Annotated in this window: 11 protein-coding genes; 10 read left to right on the forward strand and 1 reads right to left on the reverse strand. The window is 75.4% G+C overall.

Annotated features, from left to right (window positions below):
- Nucleotides 1-104 precede the first annotated feature (104 nt).
- The 10 genes from O2W16_RS16705 to O2W16_RS16750 all read left to right on the forward strand — a co-directional run bounded on the left by O2W16_RS16705 (nucleotide 105) and on the right by O2W16_RS16750 (nucleotide 14,016).
- Nucleotides 105-1,181, forward strand: a complete 1,077-nt coding sequence (locus tag O2W16_RS16705; protein ID WP_269159943.1) for a polysaccharide pyruvyl transferase family protein — start codon at nucleotides 105-107, stop codon at nucleotides 1,179-1,181.
- A complete protein-coding gene (locus tag O2W16_RS16710) occupies nucleotides 1,178-2,806 on the forward strand; it encodes a lipopolysaccharide biosynthesis protein (RefSeq protein ID WP_269159944.1) in 1,629 nt (542 codons plus the stop codon). The genes O2W16_RS16705 and O2W16_RS16710 overlap by 4 nt, the downstream gene beginning before the upstream one ends.
- Nucleotides 2,803-4,179, forward strand: a complete 1,377-nt coding sequence (locus O2W16_RS16715; RefSeq protein WP_269159945.1) for a hypothetical protein — start codon at nucleotides 2,803-2,805, stop codon at nucleotides 4,177-4,179. The genes O2W16_RS16710 and O2W16_RS16715 overlap by 4 nt, the downstream gene beginning before the upstream one ends.
- Nucleotides 4,179-5,717, forward strand: a complete 1,539-nt coding sequence (locus O2W16_RS16720; RefSeq protein ID WP_269159946.1) for a polysaccharide biosynthesis tyrosine autokinase — start codon at nucleotides 4,179-4,181, stop codon at nucleotides 5,715-5,717. The genes O2W16_RS16715 and O2W16_RS16720 overlap by 1 nt, the downstream gene beginning before the upstream one ends.
- A 31-nt stretch (nucleotides 5,718-5,748) precedes the next feature.
- Complete coding sequence (locus tag O2W16_RS16725) at nucleotides 5,749-6,318, forward strand: arsenate reductase/protein-tyrosine-phosphatase family protein (protein ID WP_269159947.1); 570 nt, start codon at nucleotides 5,749-5,751, stop codon at nucleotides 6,316-6,318.
- 176 nt (nucleotides 6,319-6,494) lie between these two features.
- Nucleotides 6,495-6,953, forward strand: coding sequence for an adenylyltransferase/cytidyltransferase family protein (locus O2W16_RS16730; protein ID WP_269159948.1), 459 nt, complete (start codon nucleotides 6,495-6,497; stop codon nucleotides 6,951-6,953).
- Nucleotides 6,954-7,068: 115 nt separating this feature from the next.
- Nucleotides 7,069-10,641, forward strand: coding sequence for a transcription-repair coupling factor (mfd, locus tag O2W16_RS16735; protein ID WP_269159949.1), 3,573 nt, complete (start codon nucleotides 7,069-7,071; stop codon nucleotides 10,639-10,641).
- 46 nt (nucleotides 10,642-10,687) lie between these two features.
- Nucleotides 10,688-11,680 carry a SurA N-terminal domain-containing protein gene (locus O2W16_RS16740; protein ID WP_269159950.1) on the forward strand — a complete coding sequence of 331 codons (993 nt, stop codon included), beginning with the start codon at nucleotides 10,688-10,690 and terminating at the stop codon, nucleotides 11,678-11,680.
- A gap of 4 nt (nucleotides 11,681-11,684) precedes the next feature.
- On the forward strand, nucleotides 11,685-12,602 hold the full coding sequence (locus tag O2W16_RS16745; protein WP_269159951.1) for a MazG family protein: 918 nt from the start codon (nucleotides 11,685-11,687) through the stop codon (nucleotides 12,600-12,602).
- A 115-nt stretch (nucleotides 12,603-12,717) separates the two neighbouring features.
- A complete protein-coding gene (locus tag O2W16_RS16750; RefSeq protein WP_269159952.1) occupies nucleotides 12,718-14,016 on the forward strand; it encodes a mechanosensitive ion channel family protein in 1,299 nt (432 codons plus the stop codon).
- A gap of 15 nt (nucleotides 14,017-14,031) precedes the next feature.
- On the opposite strand, the gene O2W16_RS16755 is transcribed toward O2W16_RS16750, so the two are convergent.
- Complete coding sequence (locus tag O2W16_RS16755; protein WP_269159953.1) at nucleotides 14,032-14,994, reverse strand: hypothetical protein; 963 nt, start codon at nucleotides 14,992-14,994, stop codon at nucleotides 14,032-14,034.
- Between the last annotated feature and the right edge of the window lie 58 nt (nucleotides 14,995-15,052).

Below are 15,052 nucleotides of genomic sequence, written 5' to 3' on the forward strand. Positions count from 1 at the left end.
TGGCTAGCCTCGCCGCAGACCTGGGCCACGAGGCCCGGGGTCCTGACCGGACGACGTCGGCCGAGCGCGGCCGTCGGTCGTCCTCCGGCGGAGGTCACCTCACCATGCGAGCTCTCGTCCTGTGGGCCGACCAGCACTCGCCCAACCTGGGTGTGCGGGCTCTGGCCGAGGGCACCGCCGCGCTGCTCGGGCGGGTGTGGCCGGGGGTGGAGGTCGTGACCCAGAACTACGGCTCCGCCGTCGCCCCCGTCCGGCTCGGGGACCCGCGTGCCCTGGCCGTGGAGCGGGTGACCCGCCGCGCGGGTCTGCGGGAGTGGGTCCGTGACTTCGACGTCGTGGTCGACACGCGCTCCGGTGACAGCTTCTCCGACATCTACGGTCTCCAGCGGCTGTTCGCGATGTCGTGGGCGGCGGAGCACGTGCACTCCACCGGCGTCCCGCTCGTCCTGGGCCCGCAGACCATCGGGCCCTTCGACGGACGCCGGGCCCGGGCGTTGGCCCGCCGCAGCCTGGGTGTCGCGACGACGACCATGGCCCGCGACCACCTCAGCGCCGACCACGCCGCCGAGCTGGGCCGCCCGGTCGACGTGCTGACCACCGACGTCGTCTTCGCCCTCGACCTGCCGGCGCGGGTGTCCACCCACGACGTGCTGCTCAACGTCTCCGGGCTGCTGTGGCGCTCCGGTGAGCACGTCGACTCCGACCGCTACCGCCAGACGGTGGGCCGGCTGCACGAGGAACTGGTCCGGCGCGGACGGCGGGTGGCCCTGCTGGCGCACGTGCTGGACTCGGCGTCCGCCGACAACGACGTGCGCGCCGCCCGCGAGTTCGCAGCCGAGCGGGAGGACGCACCGGAGGTGCTGGTCCCGACGTCGCTGGCGGAGGTGCGGCGGATGGTGGCCGGGGCCGAGCTGGTCATCGGCAGCCGGATGCACGCCTGCCTGAACGCGCTGTCGGTCGGCACGCCTGCGGTGCCGCTGGCCTACTCGCGGAAGTTCGAGCCGCTGCTGGCCGGGGTCGGCTGGCCGCACCTGATCGACCTGCGGACCGAGCCGGACCCGGTGGACGCCACCCTGCGGATCGTCGAGCGCACCGACCTGGCCGCCACCGCCCGCGGCGTGCGGGACCGGGCGCAGGAGCTGCTGGTCCCGGCAGAGACGGCTCTGCGGCGGCTCGGATGACCTCTGCGGGCACACCGCCCGGCCCGGAGCCTGCATCCCTCGGCGGGACCGGGCAGCTGGACGCCACCGCCGGGTCGGTCCCGGGGCCGCCCGCCGGTCAGCTCGGGGACCGGGCCGCACGCGGCGCCGTCGTGACCCTGGCCGGTCAGGGCGTGCGGATCGGCGTCCAGGTCCTGTCCGTCGTGCTGCTGTCGCGACTGCTGTCGCCCGCCGACTACGGCCTGCTGGCGATGACGACCGTGGTGATCGGCATCGCCGACATCTTCCGCGACCTCGGCCTGTCCACCGCTGCCGTCCAGGCCCGCGTCCTCACCCGAGGCCAGCGGTCCAACCTCTTCTGGATCAACAGTGCGATCGGGCTGGGGCTGGCCCTGCTGGTCTTCGCCGGGGCGCCGCTGCTGGCCGCCGTCTACGGGCGACCGGAGCTGACCGCGCTGACCCAGGTGCTGTGCTGGACGTTCGTGCTCAACGGGATCGCGACCCAGTACCGCGCCGACCTCACCCGTCGGCTGCTGTTCGGCCGGCTGGTCCTGGCCGACACGGTCTCCCCGATCTGCGGGCTGGCCGCGGCGCTGGCGGCGGCGCTGGCCGGGGCCGGCTTCTGGGCCCTCGTGGTGCAGCAGCTCGTCCAGTACGCGGTGATGATGACGATGGTGCTGGCCGCCGGCCGGTGGCTCCCCGGTCGTCCCGACCGGCGGGAGCCGATGTCGGGCCTGCTCCGGTTCGGCTGGCACCTGGTCAGCACCCAGCTCATCGGCTACGCGGGCAACAACATCGACACCCTGGTGGTCGGTCTGCGGTTCGGGGCGGTGCCCCTGGGGCTGTACAACCGTGCCTTCCAGCTGCTGATGACGCCGCTGAACCAGTTGCGCGGCCCGGCCACCCAGGTCGCCCTCCCGGTGCTGTCCCGGCTGCAGTCCGACCAGCGCGCCTGGTCCGCCCTCCTGCTCCGCGGCCAGCTCGCCCTGGGACACAGCCTGGTCGTCGGCCTGGCGCTGGTCATCGGCACGGCCACGCCGCTGACCGAGGTGTTCCTCGGCGAGCAGTGGTCGTCGGTGTCGCCGCTGCTGCGGCTGCTGGCGGTCGCCGGGGTGTTCCAGACGCTGGCCCTGGTCAGCTACTGGGTCTACCTCTCCCGGGGCCTGACCCGGCACCTGCTGCACTGGTCGTTCGTCCAGGTGGCGGTGAAGCTGGTCTGCATCGGCATCGGCAGCACCGGCGGGGTCGTCGGCGTGGCGATCGGCTACGCCGCCGCCCCGGCCGTCCTGTGGCCGCTGTCGTTCTGGTGGCTGTCCCGCCGGGCCACCATCCCGGTCGCCGACCTGCTGCGCGGAGCCGGCCGGGTGCTGGCCGTCTCTGCCACCGTGGCGGCCGCCGGCTGGGCGGCGTCGACGGCCACCGTGGCCGCCGGCCCGGTCCTCTCCCTCCTGGCGGGGGTGGCCGGCGGACTGGTCGGCTACGCCGCCGTGGTGGTGCCGGTGCCGTCGCTGCGCCGGGACGCGCTCTCGGTGCTCACCGTGGTCCGCCGCGCGATCGCCCGGCAGGGGGCTCCGCGCGGGACCGGCCAGCCGGAGCCGGGCGCGGCCGAGGAGCCGGGCGACGTGCCGGTCGGCACCGCGCGGTGAGCGGTCTGCTGAGCGCCCCGGACGACGGCCTGCTCGCGGCGGCTGCCCTGGCCCTGGCGCTGCTGGCCCTCCTGGTCGCGCGGACCTCGCCGCTGCTGGCGCTCGCCGGGTGGTTGGCGGTCCTGGGCCTGGTGCCGGTGTGGGCCGGCGTCTCGGTCGGGGTGTTCCTGCAGCCGCAGGTGGCCGTCGGGCTGCTCGTGCTGGCCGCGCTGCTGCCGTTCCGCCGCTCGCTGCCGATCGCGCTGACCGCCGCGGACGCCGTGCTCCTGGCGTTCGTCACGTCCGCCCTCGTGCCGGTGTTCCTCGGCGGGGCCACCCTCACCAGCGTCTTCGACCTGCTCGTGCAGTGGACCGGGGCCTTCCTCGTCGGCCGCCTGGTGCTGCACCGGGTGTCCGCCGACCGGGTGCACGCCGCCGTCGCCGTCACCTTCTCGGTCGTCGCGGTGCTCGCCCTGGTCGAGGGCGCCACCGGCTGGAACCCCTTCTTGTCGGTGCCCGGCTCCGGCGCCCTGCACTCGACCTGGGCGACCGTCCAGTTCCGCGGGGGCCTGCCGCGGGCCGAGGGTGCGTTCGGGCACTCCATCGCCCTCGGCGGGAGCCTGGCGCTGGCGATCCCGCTGACCCTGGCTGCGCCCTTCCGCGCCGGCGTGCGGCTGCTGCTGGTGCTGCTGATGGCCGTGGCCTGCGTCCTCACGTTCAGCCGGATCGGCCTGGGGACGGCGGTGCTCGGGGTGCTGCTGACGGTGCTGGCCGGCCGCACCGGCCTGACCCGCCGGCTCCGGTTGGCCCTGGCCGCCGGGCTGGCCGCGGTCGCCGTCGCCGCGTTGCCGCTGGTGGCCGGCGTCTTCGGCGCCGCGGGGGACGAGGCCGCCGGGAGCGCCGCCTACCGGGGTGACCTGCTCGGCCTCGTCGGCCGGATGGAGCTGCTCGGCCTGTCCGACAGCTTCTACCGGTCGCCGACCGGAGAGGTCTCGTTCGGGTCGTTCCGGTCCATCGACAGCGCCTTCGTCCTGATCGGCCTCACCTACGGGCTGATCCCGCTGGGCTGCCTGCTGGCCGGGCTGACCATGGCGGTCGTCGCGGTGCTGCGCCGGCGCGCCGCCCCGCCGACGCTGGCCCTGGTCGCGCAGCTGCCGGCCTTCGCCACCGTCGCGCTCATCACCCAGTACGCGACCTGGGCCTGGTTCGTCGCCGGCCTCGCGGTGGCCGCCCAGGCGGCGGCCCGCGACGGACGGCCGCAGGACACGGTCCCGGCGGCCCGGAGAGCCAGCGTCAGGTCACTCTTCGTGATGACGCACCGCGCAGACCAGGCAGAACCGCCGCTACCGTCGCTCGCAGTGAGTGACCGGCACGTCGAACGAGGGAGGCCCTGATGGGCTTGCGCAGCCATCTGGAACTCCTCCGTCGGCACGTCGCCGCGCTGGTGGTGAGCCTCGTCGTCTTCCCGTCGCTGGCGCTGGGCCTGAGCCTGCTGGCCACCCCCACCTACACCTCCACGGCCGAGCTGTTCGTCTCCCTGGAGAACAGCACGACGGCCAGCGACCTCGCGCAGGGCGCCAACTACACGCAGGACCAGATGGCCTCCTACGCCACGCTGGTCACCACCCCGGCGGTCCTGCAGCCGGTCGTCGACGAGCTGGGCCTGACGGAGTCGGCCCGCGCGCTGGGCCGGCGGGTGACGGCCACCGCGCCGAACGACACCGTCGTGCTGCAGATCAGCGCCACCGACCCGGCCCCGGCCGCGGCGGCCCGGATCGCCCAGGCCGTGAGCGAGCAGCTGGTCGAGGTCATGGCCGACGTCGCCCCGACCGACTCCGACGGGCGGGCCACCGTGCGGGTGACCCAGGTGACCCCGGCGGCGGTGCCGCTGTACCCCTCCTCGCCGAACACGCTGCGCAACGTCGCCGTCGGCGTGCTGCTGGGCCTCGCGGTCGGCGTCCTCTACGCGGTCGCCCGCGAGAACCTGGACACCCGGGTGCGGGACGTCGGCCGGCTGGAGTCGCTCACCGATGCGCCCCTGCTGGGCTCGATCGCCGCTGCCCCGGCGAGCCGGTCCGGCCTCGTCCCCGTCGCCGACGAACCGCGGGGCACCCACGCGGAGATGTTCCGGCAGCTGGCCACCAACGTGGAGTTCCTGCGGGTCGGCGGGGGGTCGACGACCCTGCTGGTCACCTCCGCCCTGCCGGGCGAGGGCAAGTCGACCGTGGCGGTGAACCTGGCCCTCGCGCTGGCCGAGGTCGGCCACCGCGTGGTGCTGGTCGACGCCGACCTGCGCCGGCCCACGGTCGCCGACCGGCTCGGCCTGGAGGGTGCGGCCGGCCTCTCCACGGTGCTGCTGGGCCGGGCCGGCCTGGCCGACGTCCAGCAGGAGTGGGGGGCGCACGGGATGCACGTGCTGACCTCCGGCGCCGTCCCGCCCAACCCGGTGCAGCTGCTGTCGTCCGCCCGGATGGCCGAGCTGCTGGCCGAGCTCGGGGCCCACCACGACGTCGTCGTCATCGACGCGGCGCCGGTGCTGCCGGTGACCGACGCCCTGGTCCTGTCCCGCGCCGTCTCGGGCGTGGTGGTCGTCGCCGACAGCAGCAGCGTGCGCCGGGCGCAGCTCGCCGAGACGCTGGAGTCGCTGGTCCGGGTCGATGCCCGGCTGTTCGGCGTCGTGCTCAACAAGCTCCCGGCGCGGAGCCAGCTGGCCAGCCACGGGTACGGCTACGGCGCGCTGCCGGAGCCGTCGCGGTGGCGCAGGTCGGTGGACCGCATCCGCCGCCGCCGCCGCCGTCCGGCCGCGCCGCGCACCCCCGCGGTCCAGCGGCCGTCCGTGCCGGCCGGCCGTGCAGCCGAGGCGCCCGGTGCGGCGACCGAGACCGTCCGGCCTGGTGGGGCCGCGCGGCTCCTCGACCGGCCGCGCACGTGACCGGGCCCCTGCTCGGCAGAGCGGCCCGGCCGTGACCCGGCTCCTCGTCGTCTGCACCGGCAACGTCTGTCGCTCGCCGGCGGCCGAGCGGCTGCTCGCCGCCCGGCTCCCCGCCGGTGCCGGGGTGACCGTCGCCAGCGCCGGGACCTCGGCGCTGGTCGGGCAGGCGATCGACCCGCCCGTCGCCGAGCTGCTCCGCCTGGCCGGCGCCGACCCCACCGGGTTCGCCGCCCGGCAGCTCCAGGCCGACCAGGTCCGCACCGCGGACCTGGTGCTGGTGATGGAGCGCGGGCACCGTGCCGCGGTGGTCGGCGCCGACCCCACCGCCGTCCGGCGGACCTTCCTGCTCGCGGAGCTGGGAGCCATCGCGTCCCTGGTGGCCGCAGCGGGCTGGCCGGCCGACGTCCCGGCGGACCCCGCTGCGCGGTTGGCGGCCCTGCCGCGGCTGGCCGGCCGCCACCGACCACAGGTCCTCCGGGGCGGTGCGCCGGACGTCGACGACCCCTTCCGGCAGTCCAGGGACGTCCACCGCCGCACCTTCGCCACCGTCGCCGACCGGGTCGACGACATCGTCGCCGCGGTCACCGCAACGGACGGGTGACCGGCGGCTCCCGATCGGGTGAAGCAGGCCCAGATCGCTCACGCTCGGTCATGGTCCGCAGCTAACGTGCTGGTCAGCTGCTCGCCATGCCAGGGAGATTCGTCCTCCTGGTCACGGTGGGTGTTCGACCGAGGTGCGTCCCGCGCCCGGCGCACTGCTGCGGAGAGGACCCACTGGTGACCGTCGTCGGATACGCGCCGGGTGCGTACGACCTGTTCCACATCGGGCACCTCAACGTCCTCAAGCACGCCGCCGAGCACTGCGACCGGCTCGTCGTCGGCGTGGTGTCGGACGAGATGCTGCTGCAGGCCAAGGGCCGGCTCCCGGTGGTCCCGCTGGCCGAGCGGATGGAGATCGTGCGCAACCTGCGCTTCGTCGACGACGTGCACGCCGAGGTGGTCCCGGAGAAGATCGACACCTGGCGCGAGGTGCGGTTCGACGTCCTCTTCAAGGGCGACGACTGGCGGGGCACCGCCAAGGGCCAGAAGCTCGAGCGGGACTTCGCCGCGGTCGGCGTGCAGGTGCAGTACTTCCCGTACACGGTGCACACCTCCAGCACGATCCTGCGCAGGGCGCTGGCCGCCATCGACGCCCAGGAGCCGGTGGGCCGCGGGGCCCGCGCCCTGAGCTCCTGAGCGACCCCGCGCCCCGCCGCGACCGGGACTAACCTGGACGACGGCCCCCGCGCGCACCCGGCGCGTTCTGCTCTGCAGCGGACATGGTGCGGCCCCAGGAACTGGAGTGACCCCCGTGAGCTTGCGCGGCGTGCTCGACGTCGTCCTGTCCGACGCCGGCGTTGCCTCGGTGGTGGGCAAGGCCGGCACCGCCGACCTGACCGTCACCGCCCCGCCGCCGGTCCAGCCGCTGGTGGCGGCGGCCCTGGCGGCCCCGGCACCCGGTGCCGGCGTGCCGGTGCTGGTGGTCACCGCGGGGGAGCGGGACGCCGACGCGCTGGCGACGGTGCTGCGCTGCTTCCTCCCCGACCGCCGGGTCGAGGTCTTCCCCGCCTGGGAGACGCTGCCGCACGAGCGGCTCAGCCCCCGCGCCGACACCGTCGGCCGCCGGCTGGCCGTGCTCCGCGACCTGGCCCACCCCGGGGAGAACGGCACCGTCGACGTGCTGGTCGCCCCGGTGCGCAGCGTGCTGCAGCCGCTGGCCCCCGGGCTGGGCGACCTGGTGCCGGTGGAGCTGGCGCCGGGTCAGAGCGCGGACCTCGACGCGGTCTCCCAGGCGCTGTCCGACGCCGCCTACACCCGGGTGGAGCTGGTCGAGAAGCGCGGGGAGTTCGCCGTCCGCGGTGGCCTGCTCGACGTCTTCCCGCCCACCGAGCCGCACCCGGTGCGGGTGGAGTTCTGGGGTGACGAGGTCGACGAGCTGCGGTACTTCTCCGCCGCCGACCAGCGGTCGCTGGACGAGCGGCCCGACCGGCTGTGGGCCGCGCCGTGCCGGGAGCTGCTGCTCACCGCCGAGGTCCGGGCGCGCGCCGTCCAGCTGGGGGTCGACCACCCGGAGCTGGCCGAGGTGACCGGCAAGCTCGCCGAGGGCATCGCCGTGGAGGGCATGGAGTCGTTGATCCCGGCGCTCATCGGTGGGGGCGGTGGGGCGGGACAGGATGCTGGTCACCAGATGCAGCTGCTGACCGACCTGGTGGCGCCGGGCACGCACGTGCTGGTCTGCGACCCCGAGCGGGTGCGCAGCCGGTCGGCGGACCTGGTGCGCACCGCCGAGGAGTTCCTCGCCGCCTCCTGGCAGACCGCGGCCGAGGCCGGCCAGGCGCCGATCGACCTGGGCGCCTCCTCCTTCCAGGACCTCGCCGACGTCCAGGACGCCGCCCGGGCCCGGGGCCTGCCCTGGTGGACGACGGGCGCCTTCACCCTCTCCCCGGACGACGACGAGCAGCACGTCACCCTGGACGCCACCGGGGTCGAGCGCTTCCACGGCGACCAGGAGCGCGCCTTCGACCAGCTGCGCAGCTGGGGCCGCGACGGCTGGCGGGTCGCCCTGACCTTCGCCGGTCCCGGCCCGGCCCAGCGCGCGGCCGACCAGCTCACCGAGGCCGACCTGGGCGCCCGGCTGGTGCCCGGCATCGAGACCGCGCCCACCACGGGGCCGACGCTGATCACCCAGGGCAACCTGGAGGCCGGCTTCACCTTCCCGGCCGTGGGCCTGGCGCTGGTCACCGAGGGCGACCTCACCGGCCAGCGCGGCACCTCGATGAAGGACGCCACCAAGATGCCGGCCCGCCGGCGCAACGCCGTGGACTTGGTGCAGCTCCAGCCCGGTGACCTGGTGGTGCACGAGCAGCACGGCGTCGGCCGCTACGTGGAGATGGTCAGCCGCACCGTGCACGGCGGGCAGCGCGACTACCTGATCGTGGAGTACGCGCCGGGCAAGCGGAACCAGCCGCCGGACCGGCTGTTCGTGCCCACCGACTCCCTGGACCAGCTGACCCGCTACGTGGGCGGCGAGGCGCCCGCGCTGTCCAAGCTCGGCGGTGCGGACTGGCAGAAGACGAAGAACCAGGCCCGCAAGGCGGTCAAGCAGATCGCCGCGGAGCTCATCCGGTTGTACTCGGCGCGGATGGCGTCCAAGGGCCATGCCTTCGGGCCCGACACCGTCTGGCAGCGCGAGCTGGAGGACGCCTTCCCCTTCACCGAGACCCCCGACCAGCTGGCCGCGATCGACGAGGTCAAGGCGGACATGGCCCAGCCGGTGCCGATGGACCGGATCATCTGCGGCGACGTCGGCTACGGGAAGACCGAGATCGCGGTGCGGGCGGCGTTCAAGGCCGTGCAGGACGGCAAGCAGGTCGGCATCCTGGTGCCGACGACGCTGCTGGCCAACCAGCACTTCAAGACGTTCTCCGAGCGGTTCGCGCAGTTCCCGGTGACCGTGGCGGTGCTGTCCCGGTTCCAGTCGAAGACCGAGTCCGACGAGGTGCTGCGCAAGCTGGCCGACGGCGAGATCGACGTCCTGGTCGGCACCCACCGGCTGCTGCAGCCGACCACCCGGTTCAAGGACCTGGGGCTGGTCATCGTCGACGAGGAGCAGCGCTTCGGCGTCGAGCACAAGGAGTACCTGAAGAGCGTCCGGACGGCGGTCGACGTGCTGTCGATGTCGGCCACCCCGATCCCGCGCACCCTGGAGATGAGCCTCACCGGCATCCGCGAGATGTCGACGATCCTCACCCCGCCGGAGGAGCGGCACCCGGTGCTGACCTACGTCGGCGCCTGGGAGGACAAGCAGATGGCCGCCGCGATCCGCCGCGAGCTGCTCCGCGACGGCCAGGTGTTCGTGATCCACAACCGGGTGCAGTCGATCGACAAGGCGGCGGCGAAGATCCGCAACCTGGTGCCCGAGGCGCGGGTGGCGGTCGGCCACGGCCAGATGAAGGAGCACGAGCTCGAACGGATCATGGTCGGCTTCTGGGAGAAGGAGTACGACGTCCTGGTCGCCACCACGATCGTCGAGTCCGGGCTGGACATCCCCAACGCCAACACCCTGATCGTCGACCGGGCCGACACCTTCGGCCTCTCCCAGCTGCACCAGATCCGCGGCCGCGTCGGCCGGGGCCGGGAGCGGGCCTACGCCTACTTCACCTACGACCCGTCCCGGCCGCTCACCGAGACCTCGGTCGACCGGCTGACCACCATCGCGCACAACACCGATCTCGGTGCCGGGATGGCGGTGGCGATGAAGGACCTGGAGATCCGCGGCTCGGGCAACCTGCTCGGCGGCGAGCAGTCCGGGCACATCGCCGGCGTCGGCTTCGACCTCTACGTCCGGCTGGTCGGCGAGGCGGTCAGCGACTACCGGGCCCAGGCGACGGGGGAGTCCCCGGCCGTGGAGCCGGCGGAGGTCCGGGTCGACCTGCCGGTCGACGCGCACCTGCCGCACGACTACGTGCCCGGCGAGCGGCTGCGGATGGAGGCCTACCGCAAGGTGGCCTCCGTCCAGGACGACGACCAGGCGCAGGCGGTGCTCGACGAGCTCACCGACCGCTACGGCGCGCCCCCGGCCCCGGTGCTCAACCTGCTGGCGGTGGCCCGGTTCCGGGCGGCCATGCGCCACCTGGGGGTCACCGAGGTGTCGATGCAGGGGCGCAACGTCCGGGTCGGCCCGGTGGAGCTGCGCGAGTCCCAGGTGATGAAGCTGTCCCGGCTCGCCGAGGGGGCCACCTACAAGGACGCCGTCCGCACGGTGTCGATCAAGGTGCCGGTGGGCCCGGACCGGCGCACGCCGCTGCGCGACGTCGCCCTGCTGGAGAAGCTGCACGCGCTGCTCACGTCCGTCCTCGAACAGCCCGTCGCCGTCGCCTCCTGAGCGCGGGGTGCGGCGTGGGTCACACCGGGTGTGGCACGCTCGCGCCGTGCCGCGCCGCAGACTCCTCGCCGTCCTGCTCGTGGGTGCCGCCGGGGTGGGTGGCCTGACCGGGTGCCGCACCGACCCGGACGTCGCCGCCTACGTCGGCGAGGACCAGGTGACCGTCGCCGAGCTGGACGAGGCGGTCGACACCCGGCTCGCCGACCCCGACATCGCCGCGTACGCCGCCGGGAACGAGGTCGGCTACACCCGCCAGGTGCTGAGCCTGCGCGTGGGCGAGGAGCTCCACGACGAGGTGGCCCGGCGCTGGGGTGTCGAGGTGTCCGACGCCGACGTGCGGGCGCGGATCGTCGAGCTGCTCGGCGGCGCCGACCCGGAAGAGGTCTTCACCCAGGTGGCCCAGCAGCAGGGCGCCAGTGAGGCCGACGTGGTGGAGAACGTCCGCCAGCAGCTGGTCCGCCAGCGCGCCGCGGTCGCCGCCGGGCTGGTCGAGCCCTCCGCGGCGGCGCTGCGCGAGCGCTACGAGCAGGTGGCCCCCGGCCTCGCGCAGGTCGAGCTCGGTCTGGTGACGGTGCCCGACCAGGCCACCGCCGACGCCGTGCTGGCCCAGCTGACCACCGACCCGGCCGGCTACCCGGCCGTCGCCGCCCAGTACGCCGGGCCGAACACGCTGCCGCAGATCGAGCCCCGGGCACCGGCCGACCTGCCCGCGGTGCTGGCCGAGCCGATCGCGGCCACGCCCCCCGGCCAGGGCTTCACCCTGGCGCTGCCGGAGGCCGGCGGGGTGGTGGTCGGCTTCGTCAGCGACGTCGTCGTCCCGACGTTCGAGCAGCTGCGCCCGCAGCTGGCCGACCAGGCCGCGGCCGAGGCGGCGGAGGCCGGCGCCGCGCTGGTGGCCCGGGTGCGGGACGACCTCGACCTGGTGGTCAACCCGCGCTTCGGCACGCTGGAGGGCGGGCAGGTGGTCGCCGCGGACGGCGGCGTGGTGCAGCTCCTCGAGGACGCCGGTGAGGACGCCGCCGGGCTTGCCGGAGACTGACCGGGTGCCTGTCGCGCTCCTCGTCACCGTCAGCCCCCGCCTGCCCGGACTGCTCGCCGCCGCCGGCTGGCGGGCGGTCACCACCGCCCCGGCCGTGCTGGCGCTGCCCGGCGCTGCCGCCACCGCCGCGGCGCTGCGGACGGAGGGGATCGCGGTGACCGACGTCCCCGACCCGGCCGCGGCGGCTGCGGCGGGCCCCGGCGCCGTCCTGCTGGCCATCCCCGAGGAGGTCGCCGGCTGGGAGGGCGTCCCGCGGGTCGCGGGCGCACCGGAGCCGCCCGGCGCCCGGCTGCTGGACGTCGTGGGCGTGATGGACCGGCTGCGCTCGCCCGGTGGCTGCCCCTGGGACGCCGAGCAGACGCACGCCTCGCTCCGCGGCTACCTGCTGGAGGAGGCGCACGAGGCCTACGACGCGATCGTCGACGACGACCCGGTCGCGATGCGCGAGGAGCTGGGCGACGTGCTGCTCCAGGTCGCCTTCCACGCCCGGGTCGCCGCCGAGGCGGAGCCCGGCCGGCGCTTCGACGTCGACGACGTGGCCGGTGACCTGGTCGACAAGCTCGTCCGCCGGCACCCGCACGTCTTCTCCGACGCCGGTCCCCGGGACGTCGCCGCGGTCGAGCGCGGCTGGGACGAGATCAAGAAGACCGAGAAGCAGCGTCGCTCGCCGACCGAGGGGGTGTCGCGCTCGCAGCCGGCCAGCTCGTGGGGAGCCGCGCTGGCCGGGCGGGCCGCGCGGGCCGGGCTGCCCACCCCGCCGGCCGCCGAACTGGCCGCCGCGGATCCTGCCGAGCTCGGGGAGCAGCTGCTCGGGCTGGTCGTCGCGGCCCGGCAGCGCGGGTGGGACGCCGAGGACGCGCTGCGCGCCGCCGTCCGCCGCTACGCCGACGAGCTCGACGAGGCGGCCCACGCGCGCGGCTGACCTGCCCCGTCCGGGTCACCGGGCGACGCGGGTGCCGGGGCCGGCCCCTAGCGTGGACGGCGACCGGCCGCGGAGGTGGCCGGCCGCTCGCCGACGACGAAGGAGCTCCCGCCGCGTGCCGCTGACCGCGTTCCCGACCACCCCGCCCCCGCTCGCCGCCGACAGCCTCGCCGCCGACGGCCTCTTCTCCGGCGTGCTGCCCCGGAGCACCTGGTTGCTGCTGGTGGTGGTCGCGGGGGCCGCGCTGGTGGCCTGGCTGGTCGCCGTCGCGATCGGGGCGCTGGTGCGCCGGCTCGCCGGGTCCTCGCCGGTGGCGGCCGACCTGTCCCGGCGGGGCCGCCGGCCGCTGCGGGTGCTCCTCGTGCTGCTCGCGGTCACGTTGGTGCTGGACGCCGCGCCCGGCGTGGGCGACTGGCGGGACGTCGTCGTCCGGGTCCTCGGGCTGGCGCTCATCGCCGTGGTGGCCTGGCTGATCGCGGTCACCGCGTTCGTCGTCGAGGACCTGGCGCTGGCCCGCTACGACGTCGACGTCGACGACAACCGGCACGCCCGGCGGGTGCGCACCCAGGTCACGCTGATCCGCCGGCTGACCGTCGCGGTGATCGCGGTGCTGGCGATCGCGGGGATGCTGCTGACCTTCCCGGCGGCCCGTGCGGCCGGCACCAGCATCCTGGCCAGCGCCGGCGTGCTGTCGGTGGTGGCCGGGCTCGCCGCCCAGACCTCGCTGGCCAACGTGTTCGCCGGGATGCAGCTGGCCTTCACCGACGCCATCCGGGTCGACGACGTGGTGGTGGTCGAGGACGAGTGGGGCCGGATCGAGGAGATCACGCTCACCTACGTCGTGGTGCACGTGTGGGACGACCGGCGGCTGGTGCTGCCCTCCACCCACTTCACGACGACGCCCTTCCAGAACTGGACCCGCAAGGAGTCCGCCGTGCTCGGGTCGGTCGAACTCGACGTCGACTGGACGGTGCCCCTGGAGGAGATGCGCGCCGAGCTCGACCGGCTGGTGCTGGGCAACGAGTTGTGGGACGAGCGGGTCGTGGTGCTCCAGGTGACCGACGCGGTCGGGGCCGTGGTGCGGGTCCGGGTGCTGGTCAGCGCCAAGGACGGCCCGACCCTGTTCGACCTGCGCTGCCACGTGCGGGAGGGACTGGTCGTGTGGCTGCAGCGCGAGCACCCCAGCGCGCTGCCGAAGGTGCGCAACGAGGGCGTCGCCGGCCCGGACACCGCGCCGACGCGGCCGCCGGCCGCGGTCGACGGCGGCACCCGGCCGGCCGGTGCGCAGTCCGGCCTGTTCACCGGGAGCCAGGAGGCCCGGGAGCGCTCCCGGGCCTTCACCGGCCCCAGCGAGGCCGAGCTGGCCGAGCGGGCCCGGATCGACGAGGAGTCCCACGAGCACCCGCTCGCCTGACGTGCGGGTCCGCCCTCAGCCCTGGCGCGTGGCCTGCGGGTCCGAGCCCAGCAGCTGGGGGACCCAGAACAGCACGGCCGCCGACAGCGCGGTCGCCACGACGAACCCCGCCAGGCCGCTGCTGTCCACGTAGGCCCACAGCAGGCCCAGCACCGGGGCGAGGAAGGGCAGGACGCCGTCCGCCCGCGCCTGCCGGGCCAGCCCCACCTCGACGGCGTCGGGGACGACGGGCGCCTGCCGCACGTCACCGCGCGGCTCCTGGCTGCGCAGCCGCCCCGACGGCCACACCTCGGCACCGTCGAGCACCGGCAGCACCAGGCGGTCCCGGGCCGGGTCACCCCGTACCTCCACCCGGCTGCCCGGGGGAAGCCGGTCCAGCTCCGGTGCCCAGTGCGTGGGCAGCCAGCGCCGCCCGGCCGGCGTCTCCAGCTCCAGCCAGCTGCGCATCAGCAGCCCCTGGTTCCCGACGACGTGGGTGGCGGTGACCGTGGTGGCGGGCCGGGAGCGCAGCCGCGGTCGGCTGAGCAGCCGGGCCAGGGTCAGCGTGGCCACGGTGAGCAGCACCAGGACCACGGCGGCCAGGCCGAAGACGACATCCCCGACGGCGGCGTGGGCGGCGTCCCCGGCGGTGTACACGCGGACCGGGTCGCCCGCGGCGGCGGCCGAGGGGTACTGCACGGTCAGCTCGGCGCCGACCGGCACGTCGAGCGGTTCGTCGAGCACGAGGGTGCCGCTGCGCTCCCGGCCGGCGTCGTCGCGGAAGGAGACCTCCAGCCCGCGGCCCTCGGGGGCGGTGCCGGCGGCGGTGACCGTCGCGGCCGCGGCGCGGTCGGCGGCGGACAGCGGGGCCTGCACGTCGGACAGGCGCAGCGCCAGCGCGAGCAGCACGACGACCCCCACCACCAGCACGGGGACCAGTCCGAGGAGCAGCTGCCGGACGGCGCGCCGGTGCCGGCGGGACGGGGGCGGGGGAGTCATCGCCGGCCATCGTCCCAGGCGCCGGCCGGGCGCCGGCCTGACCGCTCCGGGCGCGGGT

It is taken from the genome of Modestobacter sp. VKM Ac-2984, assembly GCF_026967985.1.
GTDB lineage: Bacteria > Actinomycetota > Actinomycetes > Mycobacteriales > Geodermatophilaceae > Modestobacter.